The sequence below is a fragment of the Rhizobium sp. Root1212 genome, from assembly GCF_001424985.1.
In the GTDB taxonomy this organism is placed as follows: Bacteria; Pseudomonadota; Alphaproteobacteria; order Rhizobiales; family Rhizobiaceae; genus Pararhizobium.
In genome coordinates this window covers 21,096-42,935 of sequence record NZ_LMDA01000002.1, presented here as the reverse complement: position 1 = coordinate 42,935, position 21,840 = coordinate 21,096, and the positions used below count along the sequence as shown (strand labels likewise).

Genomic DNA, 21,840 nt, shown 5'->3' with positions numbered 1-21,840 from the left:
GAAATCCGCTCACCAAAACGGCGCCAAAGACTCTTGACTGTGATTCATGGAAATGCGATTCTCGACCTTGCTAGAGAATACGAGAGAGGCTTCCACGACGGCGACGTTTGGGGGCCTTTTTCTTTTAAGCCTTAAGCTCCTTTTTCCGCTCCAGAAATTCCTCGTAGAGACCGTTTAGCCGCTGTTCGACGAAGGCGCCGAAATCCGGCAACACGGCCTTGTTGAAGTTCAAAGTGAGGCTGGCATCAGTTTCCGTGATCTTCACGGCCTTCGAGCCGCCCGCCTTCCACTGCTCGCTCCGGCCTTTCGGCTTGACCGTCCGCAGTTGTTCGAAAACATGCTCGAAGCGTTCGTCCGACGACAGGACTGCAAAGCCGTCGGCATGGATCAGCTTCAAGGCCTTGGATTTTTTCGCCGGGTTTTCGATCAGCTCGGCGAGTTCCGCCCACCGTGTGCGCCCATATCCGGGCGCCGGCCCGATCGCTTCGATCAGTTCATCCGGCAAGCTTACCGCGAGCGCAATCATGCGCGACAATGCCGCCTTGTCCACCCCGAGGGAGGACATGATAATATCCCTGCCAAACCCGCGCCGTTCAAGCCGCAGCGCAAAGAAAGTCCGCTCGATGTAGGAGAGATCGGTCCGGGCATTGTTCTCCTGCCCCTGGCTGACGACGAGCTGTTCATCCGTCAGCGCGCGGATAACCGCCTTGACCACGCCGCCGATCTTCCTGATCGCCGCGAGGCGGCGATGCCCGTAGGCGACCTGATAGCGTCCATCGCTATCGGGATGGGGGCGAACGAGGATCGGAACCTGCTGCCCATGCTCCCTGATCTGGTTTACCAACATATCGAGACCATCGGAATCGCCGGCAAGCCGATCGGGAACAAAGGAGCTATCGATCACCGAGGGGTCTAGATCGACAATCGCCTGGCTATGGGCGAGCTTCTTTTCGAGGTCTTCGGCACGCTGCGCCTTCTCGGAGATATTACCGAGCGACTGCGAAAAGGCGCCCACGGGACCTGAACGGCGCAACGGCCGCTCGAGATTGGCAAGCGGGCGAATATCGGCAAGCGGGATCGCCTCGCCATCATTTCCCACGGGCAACTCAGGCTCAGCACCAAAAATGTTCTTTCTGGCCATCGCTTACTTCCGCCCCCATGTTTGCTTGACGAGATCCTCGATCTCGGTGTTCACGGCCGTCAGGGATTCAAGTGCCCGATCATAGGTGCCTCGCGTGAATTGGCCGCGATCGACCTCGTAGAGGGTTTGCTTGGTGAGGCCGGCGTCAGACACCGCCGTCGATTTCAGCATCGTGTTGCTCAGCACCCGGTTTCCGAAGATCGAACGCATGAAGCCGGCCATCTGCGCCTGCGGCCCGTCATTGGGCTCGAAGCGCGTCACCAGATAGCGCATCCAGTCGTAGTTCATCGTCCCGCCGGCGTTCTCGACGACCTGAAGCAGATCACCGGTCATCTGGAGGAACTGGCTCATCGACATCACGTCGAGCATCTGGGGATGAACGGTGATCAGGACCGCCGTCGCCGCGCAAAGCGCCGAAAGCGTCAGAAATCCAAGTTGCGGCGGACAATCGATGACGACGACGTCATAGGCGCTTTCGATATCGGCGAGGCAATCGCCGATGCGCGCGAAGAACATGGAATCGGTCCCGGTGCGGGCCGCCAGCGCCTTCGGCGTCTCGTGCTCGAACTCCATCAGCTCCAGATTGCCCGGAATGATATGGAGATTGGGCGTGTAGGTCGCCCGCACGATTTCGGTCACGTCCCGACGTGCCCGGTCATAGCGGATCGCACCGTAAAGCGTCTCGTTTTCCCCGACATCCAGTTCCGGCTGGTGGCCGAACAGGGCGGACAACGACGCCTGCGGATCGAGGTCGATCGCCAGTGTGCGATATCCGCGAAGCGCCAGGAATTGTGCAAGGTGAGCCGATGTGGTGGTCTTGCCGCTGCCGCCCTTGAAGTTCATGACGGAAATCACCTGCAGCTTTTCACCGTCGCGCCGATGGCGGATATATTTGCGAGGCCCCTTCCCTCCTTCGTCAAGAAGCCTGCGCAGGGCTTCGATGTCATCCACGGAATAGGTGCGCCGGCCATTGGCGCTCGGCTCGGGGCCATGGCCCTCGGCGACGATCTGGCGAAGATAGCCCTGATGGATGCCGATAAAGTCGGCAGCCTCCGCGGACGTGAAGTTCCGGATGCTCTTGCGCGCCGTCGGCGGAAAGGTCCGCTGCTGGTGTGCCTGAAGCTGGCGCATCAATTCGTCAGCATCTGACGTGATCAGCGAGCGCAGGTTTCCGCTCATAGCTGGCGTGGGTTGTGTCAAAATCATCGGCCTCGATCTCAATTCTGCGCTTTTTTGCAAAATTTCCGCGAATAAGCGCTGATCACGCTAGTCCGATTCCCCGAGTCGGGCAAACCATTTTTGGTTAACGAAAAGTTAATACGAACAATTGTTTCCCGCCGCCACCGACGATGATCAAAGATGGTTGTACACGTACAACTTCATCTTCGTCGGGCGTCATTCCGCCGCATAGGATCGCGAGCATCGGTTCGGGCACCATATGCACGTCGATGGCGGCGCATTCAGATGTTGTACATGTACAACGAATCGCGGTGCTGCGTTTTTTATAACACCAACTGCCGCAGCAACGCCACCGAACGGCACCGATGAGCGCCATAGCAATTGCATAGCTGCATTGCACAATAGATGTTTTTCGAGGCGCTAAAAAACGGGCATCATGCTCTCAGTTGATGCACAGCGCGGCTTTTCTCCCAGTGCCGCCGCGTCAGCTGTTCCCCTCTGGAGGTTTCGACCTTCACACTTCATGGGCCGCGGTTTCCGACGGCCCATTTTTTTTGCTCTGCGACGGACGCCCAAGCTCACTCCAGACGCAGAAGACGGATTGTCTTAGCCGTTACGGGGTCAAAGCCGCGCCCTTGAAGGTTGACGGCGGCGTCTCCGAGTGCGCTCTATAGCCCGGCAGCATGCGGGGCAGGATAAACCATGGACCAAATGACAGGGACGGAGCCGTTTGTGGTTGCCGAACGCTGGAAAGACGAGGGAAGAGCGGTCGCCATCGCCACGGTCATCGAAACCTGGAGTTCGGCCCCAAGGCCGGTCGGCAGCCATCTGGTGATCGACATCGACGGCAATACTCACGGTTCGATCTCCGGCGGCTGCATCGAGGGCGCCGTCATCCCCGAAGCACTGTATATCATCGGCAGCGGCCAATCCCGTGTTCTCGAATTCGGCGTCACGGACGAGACTGCCCGGCACGCCGGCCTCTCCTGCGGCGGTCGCATCCGCATTTTCATCGAAAGGCTCGATTGATGCGCCTCGATCATCTTCGGGCGATCAACACCGCCCGCGCCGAGCGGCGTGCCGTCGCCCTCGTTACCGATCTCGAAGATGGAACGAGCCGGCTGTTTACCGAGACCGACCCGATGGAGGGCGCGCTGGGGGCGGCATTGCGCACCGCCCTCCTCTCGGGAAAATCCGCCGTCATCGACATCGAGGGCCGCAGCCTGTTTGTCCAAGTCCATGTTCCGTCGCCGCGCATCATCGTGATCGGGGCTGTACGCGTCAGCCAGTCGCTCGCGGTAATGGCCAAGCTTGCCGGCTTCGATCTCACCGTCATCGATCCGCGCGCTGATTTCGCGACGCCGGAACGTTTTACCGATATCGATCTGGTCGCCAGCCGCCCTGCTGCGGCCCTGGCAGAGCGGCCTCTCGATGCCTACACCGCGTTGGTCGCCGTCTCCCATGATCCGGCGCTCGACGATTTGCCGATCATAGCTGCGCTGAAAACCGGCTGCTTTTACGTCGGCGCCCTCGGCAGTCGGAAAACCCATGCCAAGCGGCTGGAACGGTTGCGCACCGAAGGTCTTGCCGAGGCCGATCTTGCCCGCATCCGCGCGCCTATCGGCCTCGATATCGGCGCGACGACACCGGCGGAAATCGCCGTCGCCATTCTGGCCGAGATTGTCCAGGCTTGGCACCGCCGCTCACTCGAACCGGTGCAAACGCAGGACGGCTCGATCGGAATCGTCCTGCTTGCCGCCGGCCGGGCAAGCCGCATGGGGACTGACGGACGCCATAAGCTTCTGGCAGAATTCGACGGCATTCCGCTGGTGCGGCGGGTGGCGCAGTCAGCGCTTGCCGCCAACCCGGCGCAACTCGTCGTAGTCACCGGTCACCGGAAGCCGGACATCGAGACGGCACTGGTCGGGCTTGATCTGCAAACCATGCACAACCCCACCTTCGCCGAGGGCATGGCGAGTTCGCTGGTCACCGGTCTCTCGGCCGAGGGAATGGCGGAGAGAGAAGGGCTGATGGTACTGCTGGCGGATATGCCGGGCATCACCACGGCTGATCTAAAGGCGCTGATCGGCGCCTTCCGCGCAGCACGCGGTCAGGCTATCGTGCGCGCCGTCTCCAACGGCAAGCGCGGCAATCCGGTCATCTTACCACGTGCCGCCTTCCCCGAGATCCTGAAGTTGCGGGGCGATATCGGCGCCCGCGACATCATCGAAACCAGTGGCCTTGCCGTCATCGATGTCGAGATCGGCGCGGCCGCCCATCTGGACGTCGATACGCCCGAAGCCGTGATCGCCGCCGGCGGCATTCTGAAAGCCTGAGCGCGGAGCCGCTCACCGCAACCCTGCTGATACGAAAGCATCATTACAGGCTGTGCCCGCGCCCGACAAAGTGGGCCTGCCCCATGATCGTCGAAAAGACTTGGGGGAGGGGACCGATAATCGCGTCTGTCATTCCGCCTGGCTGTGGCTGCCAGCCAGCGCCGTATGCAACGCGGCGATGAACACCCGTACCTTCGGCAGAACAAGCTGCCGCGTCGGATAGACCGCCCAGATGCCGATCGATTCCGGCCGGGCGTCATCGAGATCGATGCGCACCAGCCGCCCGGCAGCGATATCGTCTTCAGCATACCAATTGGACAAAAGCGCGATACCCCCGCCCGCAAGGCTCGCGGCATGACAGCCAGCGATGCTGCTACAGGAAAGCCGGACGTTCAGCCGCGCGTGACGCTCTCCATCCGGTGACTGGAAGGTCCAATGGGTGGCGCTGCCAAGCGCAAGGCAATCATGGCTGGCGAGATCACCGACCACGCGCGGCCGACCGCGGCGCGCAACATAGTCAGGGCTAGCCACCAGCATGCGCGGATTGGCGGCAAGCTTCTGGGCGATCAGGCTGCTGTCGCGCAGCCGCGCGATGCGGATCGCCAGATCCGTTCCCGTCGCGACGAGATCGGGAAGGCTGTCGGTCATATCCATGGAGATTCGCAGTTCCGGATTGTCCCGTAGCAGCGACGGCACAAAGGGCATGACGAATTTCACCCCGAAGGAGATCGGCACCGAGACGCGCAAAAGCCCGGCCGCCCCTTGGCTTTCAGAGCGCAGCCGGGCCATCGCTGCCGTCTGGTTTTCCACTAGCGCCTCGGCGAAAGGTAGAAAAGTCTCGCCCTCGGGCGTCAGCGACAGGGAGCGCGTCGTGCGGTGCAGCAACCTGACACCGAGTGCCGCCTCCAGGGCGGCGAGCCGACGCGTCGCCACCATCGGGGTCAGGCCGAGACGGCGCCCGGCAGCGGCCAGACTTCCGCCCGCGACGGCGGCAGTGAAGACCAGGACATCATCCGTATTCATTATATCCTAAATCGTTATATAGACCGATCATTTTGCATCACTAAATCATATTTGGAGAAAATGCTATCCCGTCCGCATTCCTTCAACCGGAAAGGCGACGATCATGGACACATCAGGCATGAACCCCGCAAAAGCACAGGGCGAGAGCCAGGAACTTGGCAAGGCCGCGCTCTTCGCCATGGCGACAGCAGCCGGCATTGCCGTCGCAAACATTTATTACAACCAGCCGATGCTCGGCATTATCGAGAATGAGTTCCGCCATCAGCCGGTCACCGGCTATATCCCGACCGCGACGCAGCTCGGTTATGCGCTCGGCCTGCTCTTCCTGCTGCCGCTCGGTGATATCGTGCATCGCCGTAAGCTCATCATTGGCCAGTTCATCCTCTTGGCCGGGGCGCTCGCGATTGCCGCCGTCGCGCCGACGGCCTGGTCGCTGGTTCTGGCTTCGCTGATCGTCGGCGCCAGTGCAACCGTCGCCCAACAGATCGTGCCCTTCTCCGCGTCGCTCGCCGCGCCCGAAAAGCGCGGCTCGACTATCGGTACGGTCATGGCGGGTGTACTTTCCGGCATTCTGTTCAGCCGCACGCTCTCTGGCTTCGTCGCAGCCCATGCAGGCTGGCGGGATATGTTCTGGATCGGCGTACCGCTGGCGCTTCTTGCTGCGGGGCTGATGGCGCTCGCCCTGCCCGGTCATCACCCGACATCGCGCATGCCCTATGGCACGGCGCTGCGCTCGCTTGTCCATCTGTGGCGGCGGGAGCCGGCACTACGCACGGCTGCGCTGATGCAGGCTGCTTTGTTCGGCTCGTTCACCGCCTTCTGGACGATCCTTGCGCTCTACTTGCAGACGCCGCAGTTCAATCTCGGCTCGGATGTCGCCGGTCTCTTCGGCGTTGTCGGCGCCGTGGGTGTGTTCGCCGCGCCGCTTGCCGGCCGGATCGCGGATCGCCGCGGCCCACATTTCGTCGTCTGGCTTGGCGCAGTGCTGACTATCGTGGCATGGGTCATCTTCGGGGTCTGGGCTTCGCTTGCTGCGCTCGTGATCGGCGTGATCGTTCTCGATTTCGGTATCCAGGGCGCCCTCGTTTCGAACCAGCACATCGTCTATGCGCTCGACCCCGAAGCCCGCAGCCGCCTCAACACGATCTTCATGACGGCGATGTTTCTCGGCGGAGCCGCGGGCGCGGCGCTTGCAACCCAGGCCTGGAGTCTGGCCGGTTGGTTCGGCGTCAGCGTTCTCGGCGGTTTTCTCGCCGTCGTCGCCTTGATCGTCCGGTTCTTAGCCCGGCAAACTGCCAGGCATCGCCCTTGAAGTCCCGTCTTTTGTCGCATAGGAAGCTTGAAGGTAAGCAATATTTCAATTACATTAGGGTATATACATCAGGAGACCCCCATGCCCTCACTCTCGGTGACCAAGAAAGGTCAGATTACCCTGAAGCGGGATCTGCTCGCACATCTTGGCGTCAAGCCGGGGGAGCGGATTGAATTCGACAAACTACCGGGTGGCGAACTGCGGGTCAAAGCCGTGCGGCCCACCGGCAAGATCGACGGATTCCTCGGCCGGCTTGCCGGCAAGACGGGGAAAGTCGCTACGCTCGAAGAGATCGATGAAGCTGCGGCGGCCGGCTGGGTCGGCAAAAAGTGAAGATCACCGTCGATACCAACGTTCTCGTGCGCGCCGTGGTGCACGACGATCCGGCGCAGGCAGGCCTCGCCGGCGATCTGTTGAGACAAGCCTCGATGATCGCGGTTCCCTTGCCCTGCTTGTGCGAATTCGTTTGGGTACTGCGCCGTGTGTATGGTTTCAGCACGACCGACATCGTGACGGCGATCCGCGCCTTGCTGGATACCGATAATGTCGTTGTCAACCGGCCCGCAGCCGAAGCCGGCCTTTGGCTTCTGGAAGCCGGTGGAGATTTTGCCGACGGCATCATCGCCTATGAAGGCGACTGGCTCGGCGGCGAAATCTTCGTCTCCTTCGACAAGCAGGCCGTCAAACTCCTGAAAGAGCAGGGGCGGGCGGCCCAGCTTTTGGCCTCATAGACCGGCTTTCCGGAGGAGGGCAGGGGAGGAGGCATCGACAATCACATCCTTGTTCGGATATTTTTTATCGCGATATCTGTTTTTGTGACATGATACGCCGAAACGACGACAAGGAACTCTCGATGTCCGACTTCCAGCCGATCCCCCTCGACAGCCAGTTGTGCTTCTCGCTTTATGGCACGAGCATCGCCATCAACCGCACCTACAAGCCGATGCTCGACGCGCTCGGCATCACCTATCCGCAATATCTGGTGCTGAGCACGTTGTGGGAAGGGGACGGTCAGACGATCTCGGCGATCGCCGATCGCCTTGCGCTTGAGCCGAGCACGATCACGCCGCTGGTCAAGCGGCTGGAACAGGCAGGCTTCGTCACCCGGCTGCGCTCGACGGTAGACGAGCGGCTGGTCGGCGTACATTTGACCGACAAGGGCAGGGGCCTGCAGGCGCAGACGGGCTGCCTGACCGATACGCTGCTCAAGCGCTCCGGCATGAGGGTCGAGCAGATCATCGATCTCAATGCCCGTATCCAGAAACTGCGCGAAGCGCTGACCGCGCCGGCAAAAACCTGAAAGAGATCGGTTGCCGCCGTTCGGTGAGGACGACCCACCGGATTGCAGCCCAATCTGCGGCAACAGGAGGAGACACACGTGCAATTCGCTACCGTCAACGACGTGATCCTGCATCACCAACTGATCGGCGGCCCCGCCGGAAGACCAGTTCTCGTCTTCGTCAATTCCCTCGGCGCGGATTTTCGCATCTGGCGCGACGTCATCGTGCGCCTTGCCGGTGATTTTCCGATCCTTGCCTATGACAAGCGCGGCCACGGTCTCTCCGATCTCGGCCAGGTGCCCTATTCCATGGACGATCACGTGCGCGATCTCGCCGCCCTGCTCGACCGGTTGAACGTCAAGGATGCCTTGATCTGCGGCCTCTCGGTCGGCGGCATGATCGCACAGGGGCTGGAGGCCCGGCGGCCGGATCTCGTCAAGGCCCTTGTGCTCTGCGATACCGCCCACAAGATCGGTACCCCGGATCTCTGGAACGCTCGTATCGAAAGCGTCGAGACCAAGGGCATCGAGAGCCTTGCAGACGGCATCATGGAGCGCTGGTTCACCCCCGCTTTTCGCCGCCCGGAAAATGCCGCCTATCACGGTTATCGCAACATGCTGACACGCCAGTCCGCCGTCGGCTATGCCGCCACCTGTGCGGCGTTGCGCGATGCCGACTTCACCGAATCGACGAAGCGCATCGCCGTGCCCACGCTCTGCGTTGTCGGCGATCAGGACGGTTCCACGCCGCCTGATCTCGTGCTTTCCATGGCGAAGCTCATTCATGGCGCACGTTACGAGATCATCAAAGATGCCGGGCATATCCCCTGCGTCGAGCAGCCGGAAACGCTGACCGAAATGATCCGCGCCTTCATCGATACCCTTCCCGCCCGAGGAAAGCTGCACGCCTGAAGCAAGGCCAATCGCATCCACGAGCTTGCCGGCAGTCCGCTCGCCGATACCGAGACGGCCGAAGATCTCGATACGGCGGTAATGCTCCAGGTCAATTCGAAGGTCTGGAGGCTCCTGGTCCCTGGTGAGTGTAAAATGCCCCTCCACGATCTTGAAGACGGGAAGCCGGTCCTTCATGATGCGCCGGGATGGATCGCGCCGGATACCCAGGTCATCGGCAAGGTCCGCATCGGAAAGGGCAGGGGAGTGCGGTTTGGTACCGTCTTGCACGGAGACACTGATTTGATCGGCCTCGGCGCTCGCAGCAAGACACCGGATGACGCGGCCCTCCATACCGATTCGGGTTTTCCGCTTGCCATCGGGGAGGAGGCCCAGCTCACGGAAAGAAAGCCGCTTCCGCCCCATTCGATAATCCTCGGCCCGCCGGCAAAGCTCATGAAGACGTTCCTGCCCGAGGAGGCGGAGCGTCTGAAAGCCCCGGCCGGGCGCTACGTCAACAACGCGGTCCGGTATCGCGACCATCTCGTCTCAAACGCATAGCGGCTGCGCCGTTTAAAGGGAGTAGAAGTGTGAAGAAGGTAATGAGCAGCGCGACCGAGGCCCTGGCCGGTCGCCTCAAGAACGGCATGACGATCCTTTCGGGCGGCTTCGGCCTGTGCGGTATTCCGGAAACCCTGATCCTGGCGATCCGCGAAGCCGGCGTCACCGGCCTGACCGTGATCTCCAACAATGCCGGCGTCGATGGGGTCGGCCTCGGCATCCTTCTGGAAACGCGCCAGATCCGCAAGATGGTCTCTTCCTACGTCGGAGAGAACAAGACCTTTGCGACGCAGTATCTGGCCGGCGAGTTGGAACTCGAATTCACCCCGCAGGGCACGCTGGCCGAGCGCATCCGCGCCGGCGGCGCCGGTATTCCAGCCTTCTTCACCCGCACCGGCGTCGGCACCATTGTCGCCGACGGCAAGGAAATCCGTGAATTCGACGGCGAAACCTATGTGATGGAACGGGGCCTGCGCGGCGATCTCGCCATCGTGCACGCCTATCAGGGCGATACCGAAGGTAACCTGATCTATCGCTACACCGCCCGCAACTTCAACCCGATGATGGCCACCGCCGCGGACTTTACGGTCGTCGAGGTCGAGCATCTTGTGGCGGCCGGCGAACTGAACCCCGATGCGATCCACACGCCCGGCATCTATGTCGATCGCATCGTTCACGTCGCCAACCCTGAAAAGCGCATCGAGCAGCGCACGACCAGGCCGCGGACGGCGGCATAGAGCGTTTCCGCTTTTCTTCGAAACGCGAAATCGCTCTACCCTTTGTTTTATCGCATTTCCAGACGCAAGACCGTTTCACGCTCTTGCCGGAAATGCTCCAGGAGAACCAATTCATGGCATGGACTCGCGATCAAATGGCGGCACGCGCCGCCAAGGAACTGCAGGACGGTTTCTACGTCAACCTCGGCATCGGCATCCCGACGCTGGTTGCCAACCACATTGCGCCGGGCATCAGCGTGCAGCTTCAATCCGAAAACGGCATGCTCGGCATGGGGCCGTTTCCCTTCGAGGGCGAGGAGGACGCGGACCTGATCAATGCCGGCAAGCAGACCATCACCATGCTGCCGACGACGAGCTTCTTTTCTTCCGCCGACAGCTTTGCGATGATCCGCGGCGGCCATATCGACCTGTCGATCCTCGGCGCGATGGAGGTAGCGGCAAACGGCGACCTCGCCAACTGGATGATCCCCGGCAAGATGGTCAAGGGCATGGGCGGCGCGATGGACCTCGTAGCCGGCGTCAAGCGCGTCGTCGTGGTCATGGAGCATGTCGCCAAGGACAAGACCGGCGCCGTGCAGCCGAAGCTGATCGCCAAATGCTCGCTGCCCCTGACGGGTCAGGGCGTCGTCGGCCTGGTCATCACCGACCTCGGCGTCTTCAGGCCACTTCGCGGTGAGAGCCCGGTGTTCGAAGTGCTTGAACTCGCCGATGGCGTGACGCTCGAAGAGGTCCGCGCCGCGACCGGCACCGACATTGTCGTTTCGCCGGCGCTTGCCGTGGACGCCTGATCCACAGCCGCCCGAACCGGTAAAAAGCCGCAGCTTCGCCGCGGCTTTTTTATGTAGTAAAACCGGGTTTTTCTCCAAAATCCGACGTCTCGTCGACGCCCCTTTCATTATTTCGATATTCGCAATTCAATCGCCAATATTGTTGCAATTCATCGACTCCACCAAATCCACTACTCCTGTCGCCAGCGACACCGTTCATCGCTCATCAGGAGGATAACCCATGAAACTTTATCTCGCATCGCTGGGCGCCGGACTTCTGGTCGGCGTCATCTACAGCCTTCTCAATGTGCGCTCGCCCGCGCCGCCGGTCGTGGCGCTGATAGGGTTGCTCGGCATACTCCTCGGCGAACAGATGATCCCCGTCGGCAAGCAGTTGATATCGGGTACGGCCTCTGCCGCCGCCTGCGACAAGGCCAACTCCGTCGCCCACGTCTTCGGGCAACTTCCGGGCCGGCGCGGGGCCGAGGTCTCCGATCTATCCAAGCACAAGAGCTGATAAACGCGATTGCCAAGGAGGCACGTCCATGCTGACCATACTGCGCGGAAAGACCAATTCACTGGTGCTGGCCTTCGTATCCGGCTTTGCGGATGCGCTGTTCTTCATCCATCTGGGCGGCCTGTTCGTCGGGCTGGTCACCGGCAACATCGTGCTGCTCGGGCTCGGCATGGCCGGTCATGAAAAGGGATGGCTGCACGGCCTGCAGATCATGACCTTCCCACTGTTCATGATCGGCGCAGGGCTGGCGGCTATTATGGTCGCCTCGATCAAGCCGTTGGAACGCGCGACGATCTGCACGATCGTCATCGCTGCCATCGCTTTCGCGGTGTCCGCTTTGCTGGCGATCTTCAATGCTGGGCCGGTCTCCGCCTGTGCGCTGCTCGCCGTTGTCGCGATGGGCATGCTGACGGCCATCGAACGCCTCGATCCTCGTCTCGGACCTCCGTTCTCACTGATGACGGGCAACATCGCCGGGCTCGCCGTCGCTGCCGCCCGCCGCCTGATCGGCTATGCCGAAAAGCCGGAAGAACGGGCGCAGTCGCTGGCCTCGATCATTCTGGTGCTCGGTTTCGTGTTCGGCTGTGCCGCCGGCGCCCTTGCGCAGGTCACCGTGGGCGTTGCCGGTATGCTGCTGCCAGCGCTTCTGCTGCTCTTGATCAGTTTCTTCTATTCCCCGCAGAGCGCAAGGAAACCGAACTGAACATTCACGTGCAGAGCCCCCGGCTGTTATGACACCGGGGGCTTTCGCTCGCCTGACGGACGCCGCCCGTTACTTGGTGGCGTTTGCCGCGTTCTCGATGAGCTTCGCCACGGCCTGCGGCTGCGAGACATAGACTGCATGGGAGCCGGCCTGATCGACGGTGGTCGCACCAGCGCGCTTGGCCATCAGGCGCTGGGCGTCGACCGGGATCATGCGGTCTTCCGTGGCGACGAGATACCAGCTCGGCTTGTGCTTCCAGGCCGGATCGGTAACTTCGCCGCTCAGCGCATTCACACCCCATGGAACCTGGGAGTCGGCCATGAAGCCGGCGAGATTCGGCTCGACATCGGCGGCAAAGGCTTCAGCAAACCTGGCCTTGTCAAGGAAGAGGAAACCATCCTGCGGCGGCAGGATCGGCGGGACGGCAGCACCCTTCGGCGGGTTGGCGATCAGCTTGGCAACGGATTCACCCGCATCCGGGGCAAAGGCGGTGATGTAGACGAGCCCCTTGACCTTGGGATCGGTGCCGGCTTCGGTCACCACGACACCGCCATAGGAGTGGCCGACGAGAATGACATCGCCTTCGGAGGCGGCAATGGCGCGCTTGGTAACAGCGACGTCATCGGCCAGCGACACAGTGGGGTTCTGGACAATGGTAACCTTATAGCCATCCTTCTTCAGGATGTTGTAGACGCCCTGCCAGCCAGAACCGTCGACGAAGCCGCCGTGGACGAGGACGATGGACTTGGCGGTTTCGGCATGGGCTACGGGAACGACGGCAGCGGCGACGAACAGGGAGGCGGCAGAAGCAAGCAGCGTGCTGAGCATGGCCATGACAGGGTCTCCTTTTTATAAATTGCGATAACTATTATCGCGATAATAAAAGGCTACCACTGCTCCGTTTGCCTGTCCATATATTTTATCGCGATATCTATTTTTGTGAAAACGATATGAACTGGACCGAGACGGCAAACCGGTCGATCAGCGCCCATCAAGCTGCTACCAAAACCTTCCAATAGGATTGATTGCAGCGATAATCTGCAATAATAATGGCGTATCGATTTCCATTTAAGAAACAATAGAATGAACGACTACAAGGCGCTTCGCATCTTCCTGCTCGCTGCCGAGAAGCGCAACTTCGCCCAGGTGGCACGGGAACTGAACATGGCGCCTGCCGCGATTACGCGAGCAATTGCCGCGCTGGAGGAAGAACTCGGCATTCAGCTTTTCGTGCGCACGACGCGGCAGGTATCGCTGACCACGGAAGGGGCGATCTTCGCCGCCCAGATCCAGCCGGCGATCGAAACGCTGGAATCGGCACGCAAGGGCGTGATGGATGCCAATAAAACGGATCAGGGCCGTCTTCGCATCAGCGCGCCGACCTGGTTCGGTAAATCCGTGCTGCCGCCGGTGCTGACAGGTTTTCGCAGGCTCTACCCGAAGATCAGTTTCGAGATTTCGCTGGCGGATGGTTTCGTCAACATTCTCGAACAGGATTTCGACCTCACGGTGCGCATTTCCTCGACGCCCTCCGACAAGTTCACCATCTGGCGCAAGGTCTGTGTGGTGCATCGCGTGCTGGTCGCAGCGCCCGGAAGCCAGTTTACGGCCATGGATCATCCGGGAGAACTGAAGCCCGAGCACTGCCTTGCCTATAACGGCGAAAGCCGGCGCGAAATCTGGTCGCTGTCGGATGGCAGCGCCGGGATCGAGATTTCTGCTGGCCAAGCGTTCAGCGCCAACAATGGCGACGTGCTTGCAGACATGGCAGCGGCGGGGGCAGGGGTGGCGCTGCTGCCACATTTCCATATCGCCGAGCATCTGCGCACTGGCCGGCTGGTGCGTGTGCTGCCGCGCTGGTCGCCGCCGGACCTGTGGCTGACCCTTTATTATCCGCCCTATCAGGCCTTGCCGCCGCGCATCGACGCCTTCTCGAAATATTTCGAGCAGCATGTGCCGGCGATGATGTCGGCCCTCGACTAGCACGGGGCAGGGGCCGGCGCGGCTCCCATCTTCGCAAGCAGAAACTCGAAGCGCATCGCGATCTCTCAGGTTCGCTCCTTGCGCTTCAGCTTCCTGTTTTTTCGCATGTCGTTATCGTAAAACCGCCGCACACGTTTGCGCGACATGCTTCAGACCTCAGCCCATCGGCCGTCTTCCCTCCCAGGCCTCCTGCAGCAGCGCCCGCACGGATGCTTGGTCGATCGGCCGCGGATTGGGGTAGGGGGCCTGCGTAGCGATCGTCGCGGCGCGGTCAAGATCGGCTTCGGAAAGACCAATCTCCCTCAGCGCCAGCGGCGCGCCGGCCGCTTTCGCAAAATCCCAAAGCCCGCCGCCGACCGATCCGCCGAAAAGCTCCGCGACAGGAGCCAGCAGCTCCGGCACGGCGACGGCATTGAAGGCCGCCGTGTGCGGCAGCATGATCGCATGGGTCTCGGCATGCGGCATGTCAAAACTGCCGCCGAGCGTGTGGCAGATCTTATGGTGCAGCGCCATGCCGACTGTACCGAGCACCGTGCCGCAGAGCCAGGCGCCATAGAGAGCATCCGCCCGCGCCGCCTCGTCGTTCGGCCGCTCGATGATGACGTGCAGGCTTCTGACGAAAGCGCGCAACCCCTCAACCGCCATCAGCGATGAGACGGGATTGCGATCCTCCGCATAAAGCGCCTCCACTGCATGGGCCATGGCGTTGAGGCCGCTGGTGACGCTGATGCCGGTGGGGAGGCCGAGCGTCAGCAAGGGATCATAGATCACCACTTCCGGCAGGATGCGCGGGCTCCGCACTGTCGTCTTGCGACCCTCTTGTGTCTGGCCGAGGATCGGCGTTACCTCCGAGCCCGCATAGGTGGTGGGGATGACGATCTGCGGCAGGTCGGCACGATAGGCGATCGCCTTGCCAAGCCCAGTCGTCGAGCCGCCACCAAAGGCGACGACGCAATCGGCTCCCGTCTGGCGCACCATTTCCATCGCCCGCTCCGTCACCTCGACGGGCGTGTGCATCACCGCACCGGCAAAGACACCGGCCGCGCGATCGCCGAGGACGTTCCTCAGTCGCTCGACCTCGACTTGCGGGCGCGGCGTCGAGAGGATGAGGGCACGATGGCAGCCAATGCGTTCGACCCATTCGCCGACAGTGGCAGCCTTGCCGGAACCGAAATCGATATGCGCCGGGCTCGCGCTGTAGGTGAAGCCGCGGATCACGCGCTTGCTCTCGCGCTCGTCGGGGCAGCCAGCAGTGTCACCAGTTCCAGCCCTCCTTCACCCGCACGTCCGGCAGGAAGCGCGTTCACGACCGCCGGCTGCGCCGCCAGACGCCGGGCGCCGCGCCGACGAGCCGAGAAAAGACGCGGGTGAAGTGGCTCTGGTCGGCAAAACCGCAGATGGCCGCGATCTCGCTGATCGGCAGGCCTGAGAAAGCCAGAAGATCACGCGCCTTTTCCACCCGCTCGGCCATCAGGAACTGGTGCGGCGTCTTGCCGACGGTCTCGCGGAAGGCGCGCAGGAACGTGCTTTCGGAAAGATTGCAGGCGCGTGCCAGCTCTTCGAGCGAAAGATCGCCGCCGAGCCGGCTGCGGATCATCTCCTGCACCTTGGCAAGACCGCGCGGCGAGAGGCGCCGGCCGGTGAGGCGGGGCGCAACAATCTGGCGCTGCGCATTGCCGTAGCGATGGACGACATGCATACCGATCGCCATGGAAAGCTGGTCGATGAACAAAACACTGTGTTCCAGCCGGTCGCTGGCCGGGGAAAACAGCGCGCCCATCAATCCCGCCAGCACCGGATCGGGCTCACCACAGGCGAAGCGCAATTCGTTGACGCCTTCCAGGTCTGCACCATCAGCCATGCGGTCGATCGCTGCAGGCCCGATCTCAAGCAGCGCGAAATCGAACGAGCCGGAAAGCTCGGCCCGGTAGTTGTCCTGAAAGCTGCGCAGGTAGACGGTGTTTTCCGCGAAATCATGGGTCGTGGCGTGGTGGGGATGGAAAATCCGCCGCCGATGGCCGCCGGCAAAGGAAAGGCCAAGCAGATAGCCGCGGCTGGTCGCCGGCGTCGCCACGGGATCGCGCGGGGCAGTCTCCGCTTTTTTACGGTGAAAGGTCAGGCCGGCGGCATGAATGCGCCTGTCTTCGTCAAGCGTCGAGAGGCGGCAGCCGAGCGTATCCATTGGCGAAGAGACAGCAACGCTCGCAGAGGCATTGTCCATGCTCTCGTCCTCTCTCTTCAAAACTCTTTCTGTCCGGGTAGTTTAGCCATGGCTGCCGGTTGGCGGCAACCCAAAAATTTCAAGCCCGGCTGTCGCGACGGAAGCGCGCGGGCGTTTCGCCGGTCAAGGCGGAGAAAATCTTGGTCATATGGCTCTGGTCGGCAAAGCCGCAGCTGATGGCGATTTCGGCGATCGGCAGATCGGTGCGAAGCAGGTCCTTGGCGCGCCCCACGCGATATTCGGTGAGCCAGCGAGCCGGCGTGCGGCCGAAACTCGCCTTGAAGGCGCGGATGAAATAGCTGCGCGACAACTCGCAATGTTCCGCAAGCTCAGCAATGGAAAAGCCGCCATCAAGCCGGGCGACGAGGAATTCCAGCGCCCGCTTTTCCTGCCAGGGGGCAAGCGTGCCCTTGCGCTCGGTCGGGAAATAGACGCCGCCATAAGTTTGCGTCAGGTGGGTGAGGATAGCGAGGCCCAGCTGATCGAGAAACAGGCGACTTGCCTCGCGCGGTTGCTCCAGCGATGGCAACAGCGCCTGTGCAAGCCCGAGCACGACGGGATCGACCGTACCGGGCGAGCATTTGAAGCCCGACAATTCCGGCCGGCCGATCTCGGCGGCAAAGGCGCGCACATGCCAGAAGGGAATCTGGACACGCACATTGTCGAAGGGCGACAGATGATGACAGCGCCATTCATCGCGCAGATCCGTGATCGCCAGCGCACCCTTGGGATGCCCGCCTTCGAAAACCAGCGCATCTTCACGCCAAAGCTTGTGCAGACGGAAATCACGTAGCTGGCTGATGATATGGAAGGCTTCCTCGCGCGCATTCGGCGGGCTGACGGTGAGTTCGTCGCGGTCGGAGCTGAGACGCGTGATGATGAGCGGCGAGACATGCAGGATCGATCGCTGCACGGGCGCCGCCATTTCGATCGAATCTCCAACCGGCTTGTCGTTCACCCCGTTCTCCCGATTGGAATTTCCCACACCTTAGGCGTTTGCCGTCAGTTCAGGCGACGGCGGCACCAGTCCGCCCGCGTCATGCCCGTTTCCGCCATGAAGGCCTTGTCGAAATGGTCGAGGTCGTCGAAGCCGCTTCGACGGGCAACGGCTTCCAGCGACAGGTCGTGTGCTGCCAGCGCTTCCATGGCCCATTCGACGCGGGTCTGCATTCGCCGGGCATCGGACAGCGTCTTGCGTCCGTTAAGAAACGGCGCATCGGCAAGACCGATGGCGGCGGCGATCCGGGCCAGCGATGTTCCGCCGTCCTCATCCTTCGCCGCCGTCTCCGGCATGGACAAGACGTCGCCGGACGCATCCTCCGGCGTCTTGCCGTATTGATGCAGGAGATGAGCGCAGATGGCGACCGCGATATGCCGCAGAAGCGCGGGTGGCGAAGAAGCCCCACCACCGCCCAGCAGCGCGAGAAGGGCCGTGCCCAGATTGGCAAGCACATCGTCCGGCTTTCCCCGCCGGCAGACGAGACGGTTCGGCTTGACGCCGGGCGGCAGCGACGCGGCTTCCTCGAAGAGTGCCTTAGGCAATACGAAGGCGAGCGACGTCAGCGGGCCATGCAGGCGAATGGCCGCCCCTTCCTCCAGATCGACCAGGCACATCGTGTCGCGCCGATAGCGGCGGACCGGCGTGCACGTCCCATCCGCCCGGATGTCGGCATGGTCGGCATCCTCCAGATAGAGCATTAGGAAATAGGCATCGGCAGGGGGAAGACGCACGTCGTTGTCTTCGCCCTCGGCCAGACCTCTGCGGATACTGGTAACGGAGAACGAAGCGGACCGGATCGGTATGGTCGTAAGGCATGGTGCTTCGGGCGTTCCGAAGTGGAGCCCCACGCAGCCCGGTTCTTTTTCGGAAAACGTCAACGGCGAACTCTCAATCGCTCCGGCGGACCGGCGCACACGAAGGGAAAGCGGATATCGCACGACCTTAGTCCAGCCCGCAGCCGCATGCAACGGCACCCGACCGCAGCGTCTTGCAGCCAGTCGGTAACACTCATATTATTGCAAGATCGTCAATTATAAATGCATTATTATGCCAATTCATGCAGATGTCCATCTGGCTTATCTCTTGCTCAACGGCAACACCCCGAGAGTGAGGACCATATCATGCTTACCCAGATCAAAGGCCTGCATCACGTTACCTCCATGGCTGCGGATGCCCAGGAGAACAACGATTTCTTCACCAAGATACTCGGCCTGCGCCGGGTCAAGAAAACCGTCAATTTCGATGCCCCGGATGTCTACCACCTCTATTACGGTGACGAGACCGGCTCGGCCGGCACGGTCATGACCTATTTTCCATTCCCGCATATCGCCCGCGGCAATCGCGGGGCAGGGGAGGTGGCAGAAACCGTGTTCTCCGTGCCGAAGGGCTCCCTCGGCTATTGGAAGGAGCGTTTCGCCGGCAAAGGCGTAACCGGCCTTGCGGAAGACAACGCCTTTGGCGAGAAGCGCCTGCGCTTCCTCGGCCCCGATGGCGACGGTTTTGCACTGGCCGAAATCGACGGCGACAAGCGATTGCCGTTTGCAGACGGCGCGGTTCCTGCTGATGAAGGTGTTCACGGTTTTCATGGCGTCACCATGCGGTTGCGCGATGGCGGCGCCACTGGCGAACTTCTGAAGTTCATGGGCTATGAGGAAATAGACCGCCGCGGCGATCTGACCCGTTATGCGGTCAAAGGTGGCAACGGCGCCGATATCGTCGATCTTGAAGTGCTGCCCGGCGCACCGGTGGCCCATCAAGGGGCGGGCTCCGTCCACCACGTCGCCTTCGCGGTGGAAAATCGTGCGGCCCAGGCCGAGGTGCGCAAGGCCCTGATGGATACCGGCTATCATGTGACCCCGGTCATCGACCGCGACTACTTCTATGCCATCTATTTCCGCACGCCCGGCGGCGTGCTGTTCGAGGTGGCGACGAACGAGCCCGGCTTCAACCGCGACGAGGATACCGCCCATCTCGGTGAAGCCCTGAAACTGCCGCAGCAACACGCCTATCTGAGAGACCGGATCGAACAAATCCTGCCGCCGATTGTCGATTAAACGCGGGCCGTGGGGGCAACGAAACAGAAGGGGGCGTGACGCCCCCTTTTTTGCGCCGAAACATACCCTGTTTCAGCGTGGCGGGAATGACCTAGTCAGGCCCCCAATCGGCACGCCCGTCCCTGGCCTGGAAGCGCGAGCAGGACGCACTTCATCCTTGCCCCCCAGTGTTTTAAAAATTGGATAATAATAATTATGGAACATGAAGCGCGCTTGCTGGCAGTGTGGTCGCCCAAAGCGATTCAACTTCGGCGACGCGTCGCAGTTGCCAGCGCAGGCTTCCGCCGAGTGCTCAAACATGGCGATGATCGAGTCGGGTGCCCTGACCTGCGGAACGCTGTGCGGTCGTAGCCGCCACGGCCGAAACCACGAGGTCACCACAACCACCATTCCGGCGCAAACCTCGCAAACCCGCGCTCCCACGCTTCGTTGTCAACGGGCGCCAGGTTGGCGGATCGCCTCGTCTGCTGGTGTGCTTCAAAGAACAATGCAGCTTGGCGAACGTCCTTCTCCCACTTCGCTGGCCCTGCCCTGATATTCCCACTTGGCTTTGGAGCCGGAACTTGTATTTTGCCGCCAACGGTACCCCAGGTTCAAAGGCACTTATATGCAGGTATTGGTTCGAGACAACAACGTCGATCAAGCGCTTCGCGTTTTGAAAAAGAAACTTCAGCGCGAGGGCATTTTTCGCGAAATGCGTATGCGCGAAGCGTTTGAAAAACCATCGGTGAAAAAAGCGCGCGAGAAGGCGGAAGCAATCAGCCGTCAGCGCAAGCTTGCCCGTAAACAGATGCAGCGGGAGGGTCTATTGCCCGCGCCGAAGAAAAGAGCCGCCAAATAAGCTTGTTTCCGGATTTTCGGGCAGCACAGACGCAAGTATAACCGGCGCTCCGTGGAACATGAAGCCATCTCCCTGGAAAACAGGAGATGGCGAGCCACGTCTACTTCCATTCGTGGAATTTGGACGCTCGGTAGGGACGGACGGTCACAAGGTGAGATTGTCCCTCCAGTGCGGCCAGGAAGCCGGCGGCATCTGCATCATCGTTGAAGCCTGCGAAAACCATCATCATCGCACGCGCCTTCGGCTGTCCCTTCTTTCTGTAGGAAAAGTTCACCGCGCAGTGCGGATACTTCGCATCAATTACCGGTGATTGGCTTTCATCAAGCTGGGCCAGCGCCAGGAATTGGCCGAGGGCGAAAAAACGATCGATTGCTTGGAAGGCAGTCGCCTTTGAAAGCTGTTGATGTGGGTGTCCTTCGCCAGCACGACCATAGTAGAGGCTATCGGTAACGCCTTTGCTCCTCTTGGTTTCATAAACGACGACCCCACCCGCGGCGATCAATTCGAGATGGACGCTGAAAGTCTGGAAATCTTCTGGATGTCGGTCCAACTCTGAAAATACTGCTCTCAGTTCGGTGATATAATCAGCATATATAGCAACAGTCATTCACTTATCCTTTGCCCAAATGAGTGGCTCGATACGCTCCGGAACCAAATCGCCCTACCCATCCTCGCAACGCTTCCTGGGCCGTCATTTCGTCAACAGCGAGTACCACATCTCGGGTCTTGCCAGCGATGGCAATCCTCGCGTGTTCATCATCGAGGCCAAGCCTCCATTTCGTAGCCGGTGGAATTTCGACAGCGTCTTCCGGTTTAGACGATGGTGTGTACTTCGCTGGAAAGATCAGCACCATGGGGTGTAACAGCGTTGTAGCGCGCCGCCGGGATTGCTCGGAACATAGCCCTCCACGCGTATAATGCGTAGCGGCAAATGACGAACACCATAAGTCGAGAAATTGCTAATTGGGGAAATCGCCAGAGGTTGCCAACGTCCCTTGATCGGTAAACGTTGCTAATTTAGTAGATGGTCAACGAACACAATCGAACCCGTCAATGCAGGGAAAAAACGGCCTAACTCTACAATTCCCAAAATCGGCGAGGACAGCACGCCCGATGTACTTGTTCATCTTGGAATACAATTTCGATGGCGATGTCTGGGGTATCGATCTTTGGGCATAAAGTTCCGAGGATTCAGAAAAGCGCGTCAAGGCAATACGTGAAAGCCTGAAATTAGATGCACCAGCGATCTTCGAGATTGTGGGCTGAGCATATCCCCGGATTGAACTGAAAACGAC

At 61.0% G+C, this 21,840-nt stretch carries 24 protein-coding genes; 15 read left to right on the top strand and 9 right to left on the bottom strand.

Annotated features, from left to right (window positions below; translation table 11 throughout):
- Window positions 1–124: 124 nt before the first annotated feature.
- The gene (gene repB / locus ASC86_RS07290) at window positions 125–1,099 is read right to left on the bottom strand and encodes a plasmid partitioning protein RepB (RefSeq protein ID WP_244477551.1); all 975 of its coding nucleotides are present in this window, start codon (window positions 1,097–1,099) and stop codon (window positions 125–127) included.
- Between the two features lie 45 nt (window positions 1,100–1,144).
- Window positions 1,145–2,347 carry a plasmid partitioning protein RepA gene (gene repA, locus ASC86_RS07285; protein ID WP_056318484.1) on the bottom strand — a complete coding sequence of 401 codons (1,203 nt, stop codon included), beginning with the start codon at window positions 2,345–2,347 and terminating at the stop codon, window positions 1,145–1,147.
- A 684-nt stretch (window positions 2,348–3,031) separates the two neighbouring features.
- Here repA and ASC86_RS07280 point away from each other — a divergent pair.
- Both ASC86_RS07280 and ASC86_RS26500 read left to right on the top strand, forming a co-directional pair.
- Window positions 3,032–3,349 (top strand): XdhC family protein, encoded by a 318-nt coding sequence (locus ASC86_RS07280; RefSeq protein ID WP_056318724.1) that lies wholly within the window; start codon window positions 3,032–3,034, stop codon window positions 3,347–3,349.
- Window positions 3,349–4,656 (top strand): XdhC family protein, encoded by a 1,308-nt coding sequence (locus ASC86_RS26500; protein WP_244477550.1) that lies wholly within the window; start codon window positions 3,349–3,351, stop codon window positions 4,654–4,656. Before ASC86_RS07280 ends, ASC86_RS26500 begins: the two co-directional genes overlap by 1 nt.
- Before the next feature lie 129 nt (window positions 4,657–4,785).
- On the opposite strand, the gene ASC86_RS07270 is transcribed toward ASC86_RS26500, so the two are convergent.
- Complete coding sequence (locus tag ASC86_RS07270) at window positions 4,786–5,679, bottom strand: LysR family transcriptional regulator (protein ID WP_056318481.1); 894 nt, start codon at window positions 5,677–5,679, stop codon at window positions 4,786–4,788.
- Window positions 5,680–5,782: 103 nt separating this feature from the next.
- On the opposite strand from ASC86_RS07270, the gene ASC86_RS07265 reads away from it, so the two are divergent.
- The 10 genes from ASC86_RS07265 (at window position 5,783) to ASC86_RS07220 (ending at window position 12,446) form a co-directional block, all read left to right on the top strand.
- The gene (locus tag ASC86_RS07265) at window positions 5,783–6,991 is read left to right on the top strand and encodes an MFS transporter (RefSeq protein WP_056318478.1); all 1,209 of its coding nucleotides are present in this window, start codon (window positions 5,783–5,785) and stop codon (window positions 6,989–6,991) included.
- An 81-nt stretch (window positions 6,992–7,072) separates the two neighbouring features.
- Window positions 7,073–7,324, top strand: coding sequence for an AbrB/MazE/SpoVT family DNA-binding domain-containing protein (locus ASC86_RS07260; protein WP_056318476.1), 252 nt, complete (start codon window positions 7,073–7,075; stop codon window positions 7,322–7,324).
- A complete protein-coding gene (locus tag ASC86_RS07255; RefSeq protein ID WP_056318473.1) occupies window positions 7,321–7,722 on the top strand; it encodes a type II toxin-antitoxin system VapC family toxin in 402 nt (133 codons plus the stop codon). Before ASC86_RS07260 ends, ASC86_RS07255 begins: the two co-directional genes overlap by 4 nt.
- A gap of 122 nt (window positions 7,723–7,844) precedes the next feature.
- Window positions 7,845–8,291, top strand: a complete 447-nt coding sequence (locus ASC86_RS07250; protein ID WP_056318720.1) for a MarR family transcriptional regulator — start codon at window positions 7,845–7,847, stop codon at window positions 8,289–8,291.
- A gap of 78 nt (window positions 8,292–8,369) precedes the next feature.
- Complete coding sequence (pcaD, locus tag ASC86_RS07245) at window positions 8,370–9,182, top strand: 3-oxoadipate enol-lactonase (protein ID WP_056318471.1); 813 nt, start codon at window positions 8,370–8,372, stop codon at window positions 9,180–9,182.
- Window positions 9,183–9,263: 81 nt separating this feature from the next.
- Complete coding sequence (locus ASC86_RS07240; RefSeq protein ID WP_210170353.1) at window positions 9,264–9,722, top strand: hypothetical protein; 459 nt, start codon at window positions 9,264–9,266, stop codon at window positions 9,720–9,722.
- A 41-nt stretch (window positions 9,723–9,763) separates the two neighbouring features.
- Window positions 9,764–10,459, top strand: coding sequence for a CoA transferase subunit A (locus ASC86_RS07235; protein WP_156386943.1), 696 nt, complete (start codon window positions 9,764–9,766; stop codon window positions 10,457–10,459).
- Between the two features lie 113 nt (window positions 10,460–10,572).
- Window positions 10,573–11,247 carry a 3-oxoacid CoA-transferase subunit B gene (locus ASC86_RS07230; RefSeq protein WP_056318465.1) on the top strand — a complete coding sequence of 225 codons (675 nt, stop codon included), beginning with the start codon at window positions 10,573–10,575 and terminating at the stop codon, window positions 11,245–11,247.
- Between the two features lie 220 nt (window positions 11,248–11,467).
- Window positions 11,468–11,743 carry a XapX domain-containing protein gene (locus ASC86_RS07225; protein WP_056318462.1) on the top strand — a complete coding sequence of 92 codons (276 nt, stop codon included), beginning with the start codon at window positions 11,468–11,470 and terminating at the stop codon, window positions 11,741–11,743.
- 28 nt (window positions 11,744–11,771) lie between these two features.
- Complete coding sequence (locus ASC86_RS07220) at window positions 11,772–12,446, top strand: YoaK family protein (protein WP_056318459.1); 675 nt, start codon at window positions 11,772–11,774, stop codon at window positions 12,444–12,446.
- A gap of 69 nt (window positions 12,447–12,515) precedes the next feature.
- Here the strand turns inward: ASC86_RS07220 and ASC86_RS07215 are convergent, their stop codons facing one another.
- Window positions 12,516–13,274, bottom strand: coding sequence for an alpha/beta hydrolase (locus ASC86_RS07215; RefSeq protein WP_056318717.1), 759 nt, complete (start codon window positions 13,272–13,274; stop codon window positions 12,516–12,518).
- Window positions 13,275–13,529: 255 nt separating this feature from the next.
- Here ASC86_RS07215 and ASC86_RS07210 point away from each other — a divergent pair, with 255 nt between their 5' ends.
- Window positions 13,530–14,429 carry a LysR family transcriptional regulator gene (locus tag ASC86_RS07210; protein ID WP_056318458.1) on the top strand — a complete coding sequence of 300 codons (900 nt, stop codon included), beginning with the start codon at window positions 13,530–13,532 and terminating at the stop codon, window positions 14,427–14,429.
- A 156-nt stretch (window positions 14,430–14,585) separates the two neighbouring features.
- Here the strand turns inward: ASC86_RS07210 and ASC86_RS07205 are convergent, their stop codons facing one another.
- The 4 genes from ASC86_RS07205 to ASC86_RS07190 all read right to left on the bottom strand — a co-directional run bounded on the left by ASC86_RS07205 (window position 14,586) and on the right by ASC86_RS07190 (window position 18,381).
- On the bottom strand, window positions 14,586–15,647 hold the full coding sequence (locus ASC86_RS07205) for a maleylacetate reductase (RefSeq protein ID WP_056318457.1): 1,062 nt from the start codon (window positions 15,645–15,647) through the stop codon (window positions 14,586–14,588).
- Between the two features lie 85 nt (window positions 15,648–15,732).
- Window positions 15,733–16,650, bottom strand: a complete 918-nt coding sequence (locus ASC86_RS07200; protein ID WP_056318454.1) for an AraC family transcriptional regulator — start codon at window positions 16,648–16,650, stop codon at window positions 15,733–15,735.
- Between the two features lie 79 nt (window positions 16,651–16,729).
- Window positions 16,730–17,575, bottom strand: a complete 846-nt coding sequence (locus ASC86_RS07195; protein ID WP_056318714.1) for an AraC family transcriptional regulator — start codon at window positions 17,573–17,575, stop codon at window positions 16,730–16,732.
- A 77-nt stretch (window positions 17,576–17,652) separates the two neighbouring features.
- A complete protein-coding gene (locus ASC86_RS07190; protein ID WP_056318451.1) occupies window positions 17,653–18,381 on the bottom strand; it encodes a hypothetical protein in 729 nt (242 codons plus the stop codon).
- Window positions 18,382–18,771: 390 nt separating this feature from the next.
- Here ASC86_RS07190 and ASC86_RS07185 point away from each other — a divergent pair, with 390 nt between their 5' ends.
- Entirely contained in the window at window positions 18,772–19,704 is a 933-nt protein-coding gene (locus ASC86_RS07185) for a ring-cleaving dioxygenase (RefSeq protein WP_056318448.1), read from the top strand.
- Window positions 19,705–20,311: 607 nt separating this feature from the next.
- Window positions 20,312–20,545: a 30S ribosomal protein S21 gene (gene rpsU, locus ASC86_RS07180; RefSeq protein WP_056318710.1), complete on the top strand. Its 234-nt coding sequence runs from the start codon at window positions 20,312–20,314 to the stop codon at window positions 20,543–20,545.
- A gap of 100 nt (window positions 20,546–20,645) precedes the next feature.
- Here rpsU and ASC86_RS07175 read toward each other — a convergent pair whose 3' ends face one another.
- Entirely contained in the window at window positions 20,646–21,152 is a 507-nt protein-coding gene (locus ASC86_RS07175; RefSeq protein ID WP_056318446.1) for a hypothetical protein, read from the bottom strand.
- Between the last annotated feature and the right edge of the window lie 688 nt (window positions 21,153–21,840).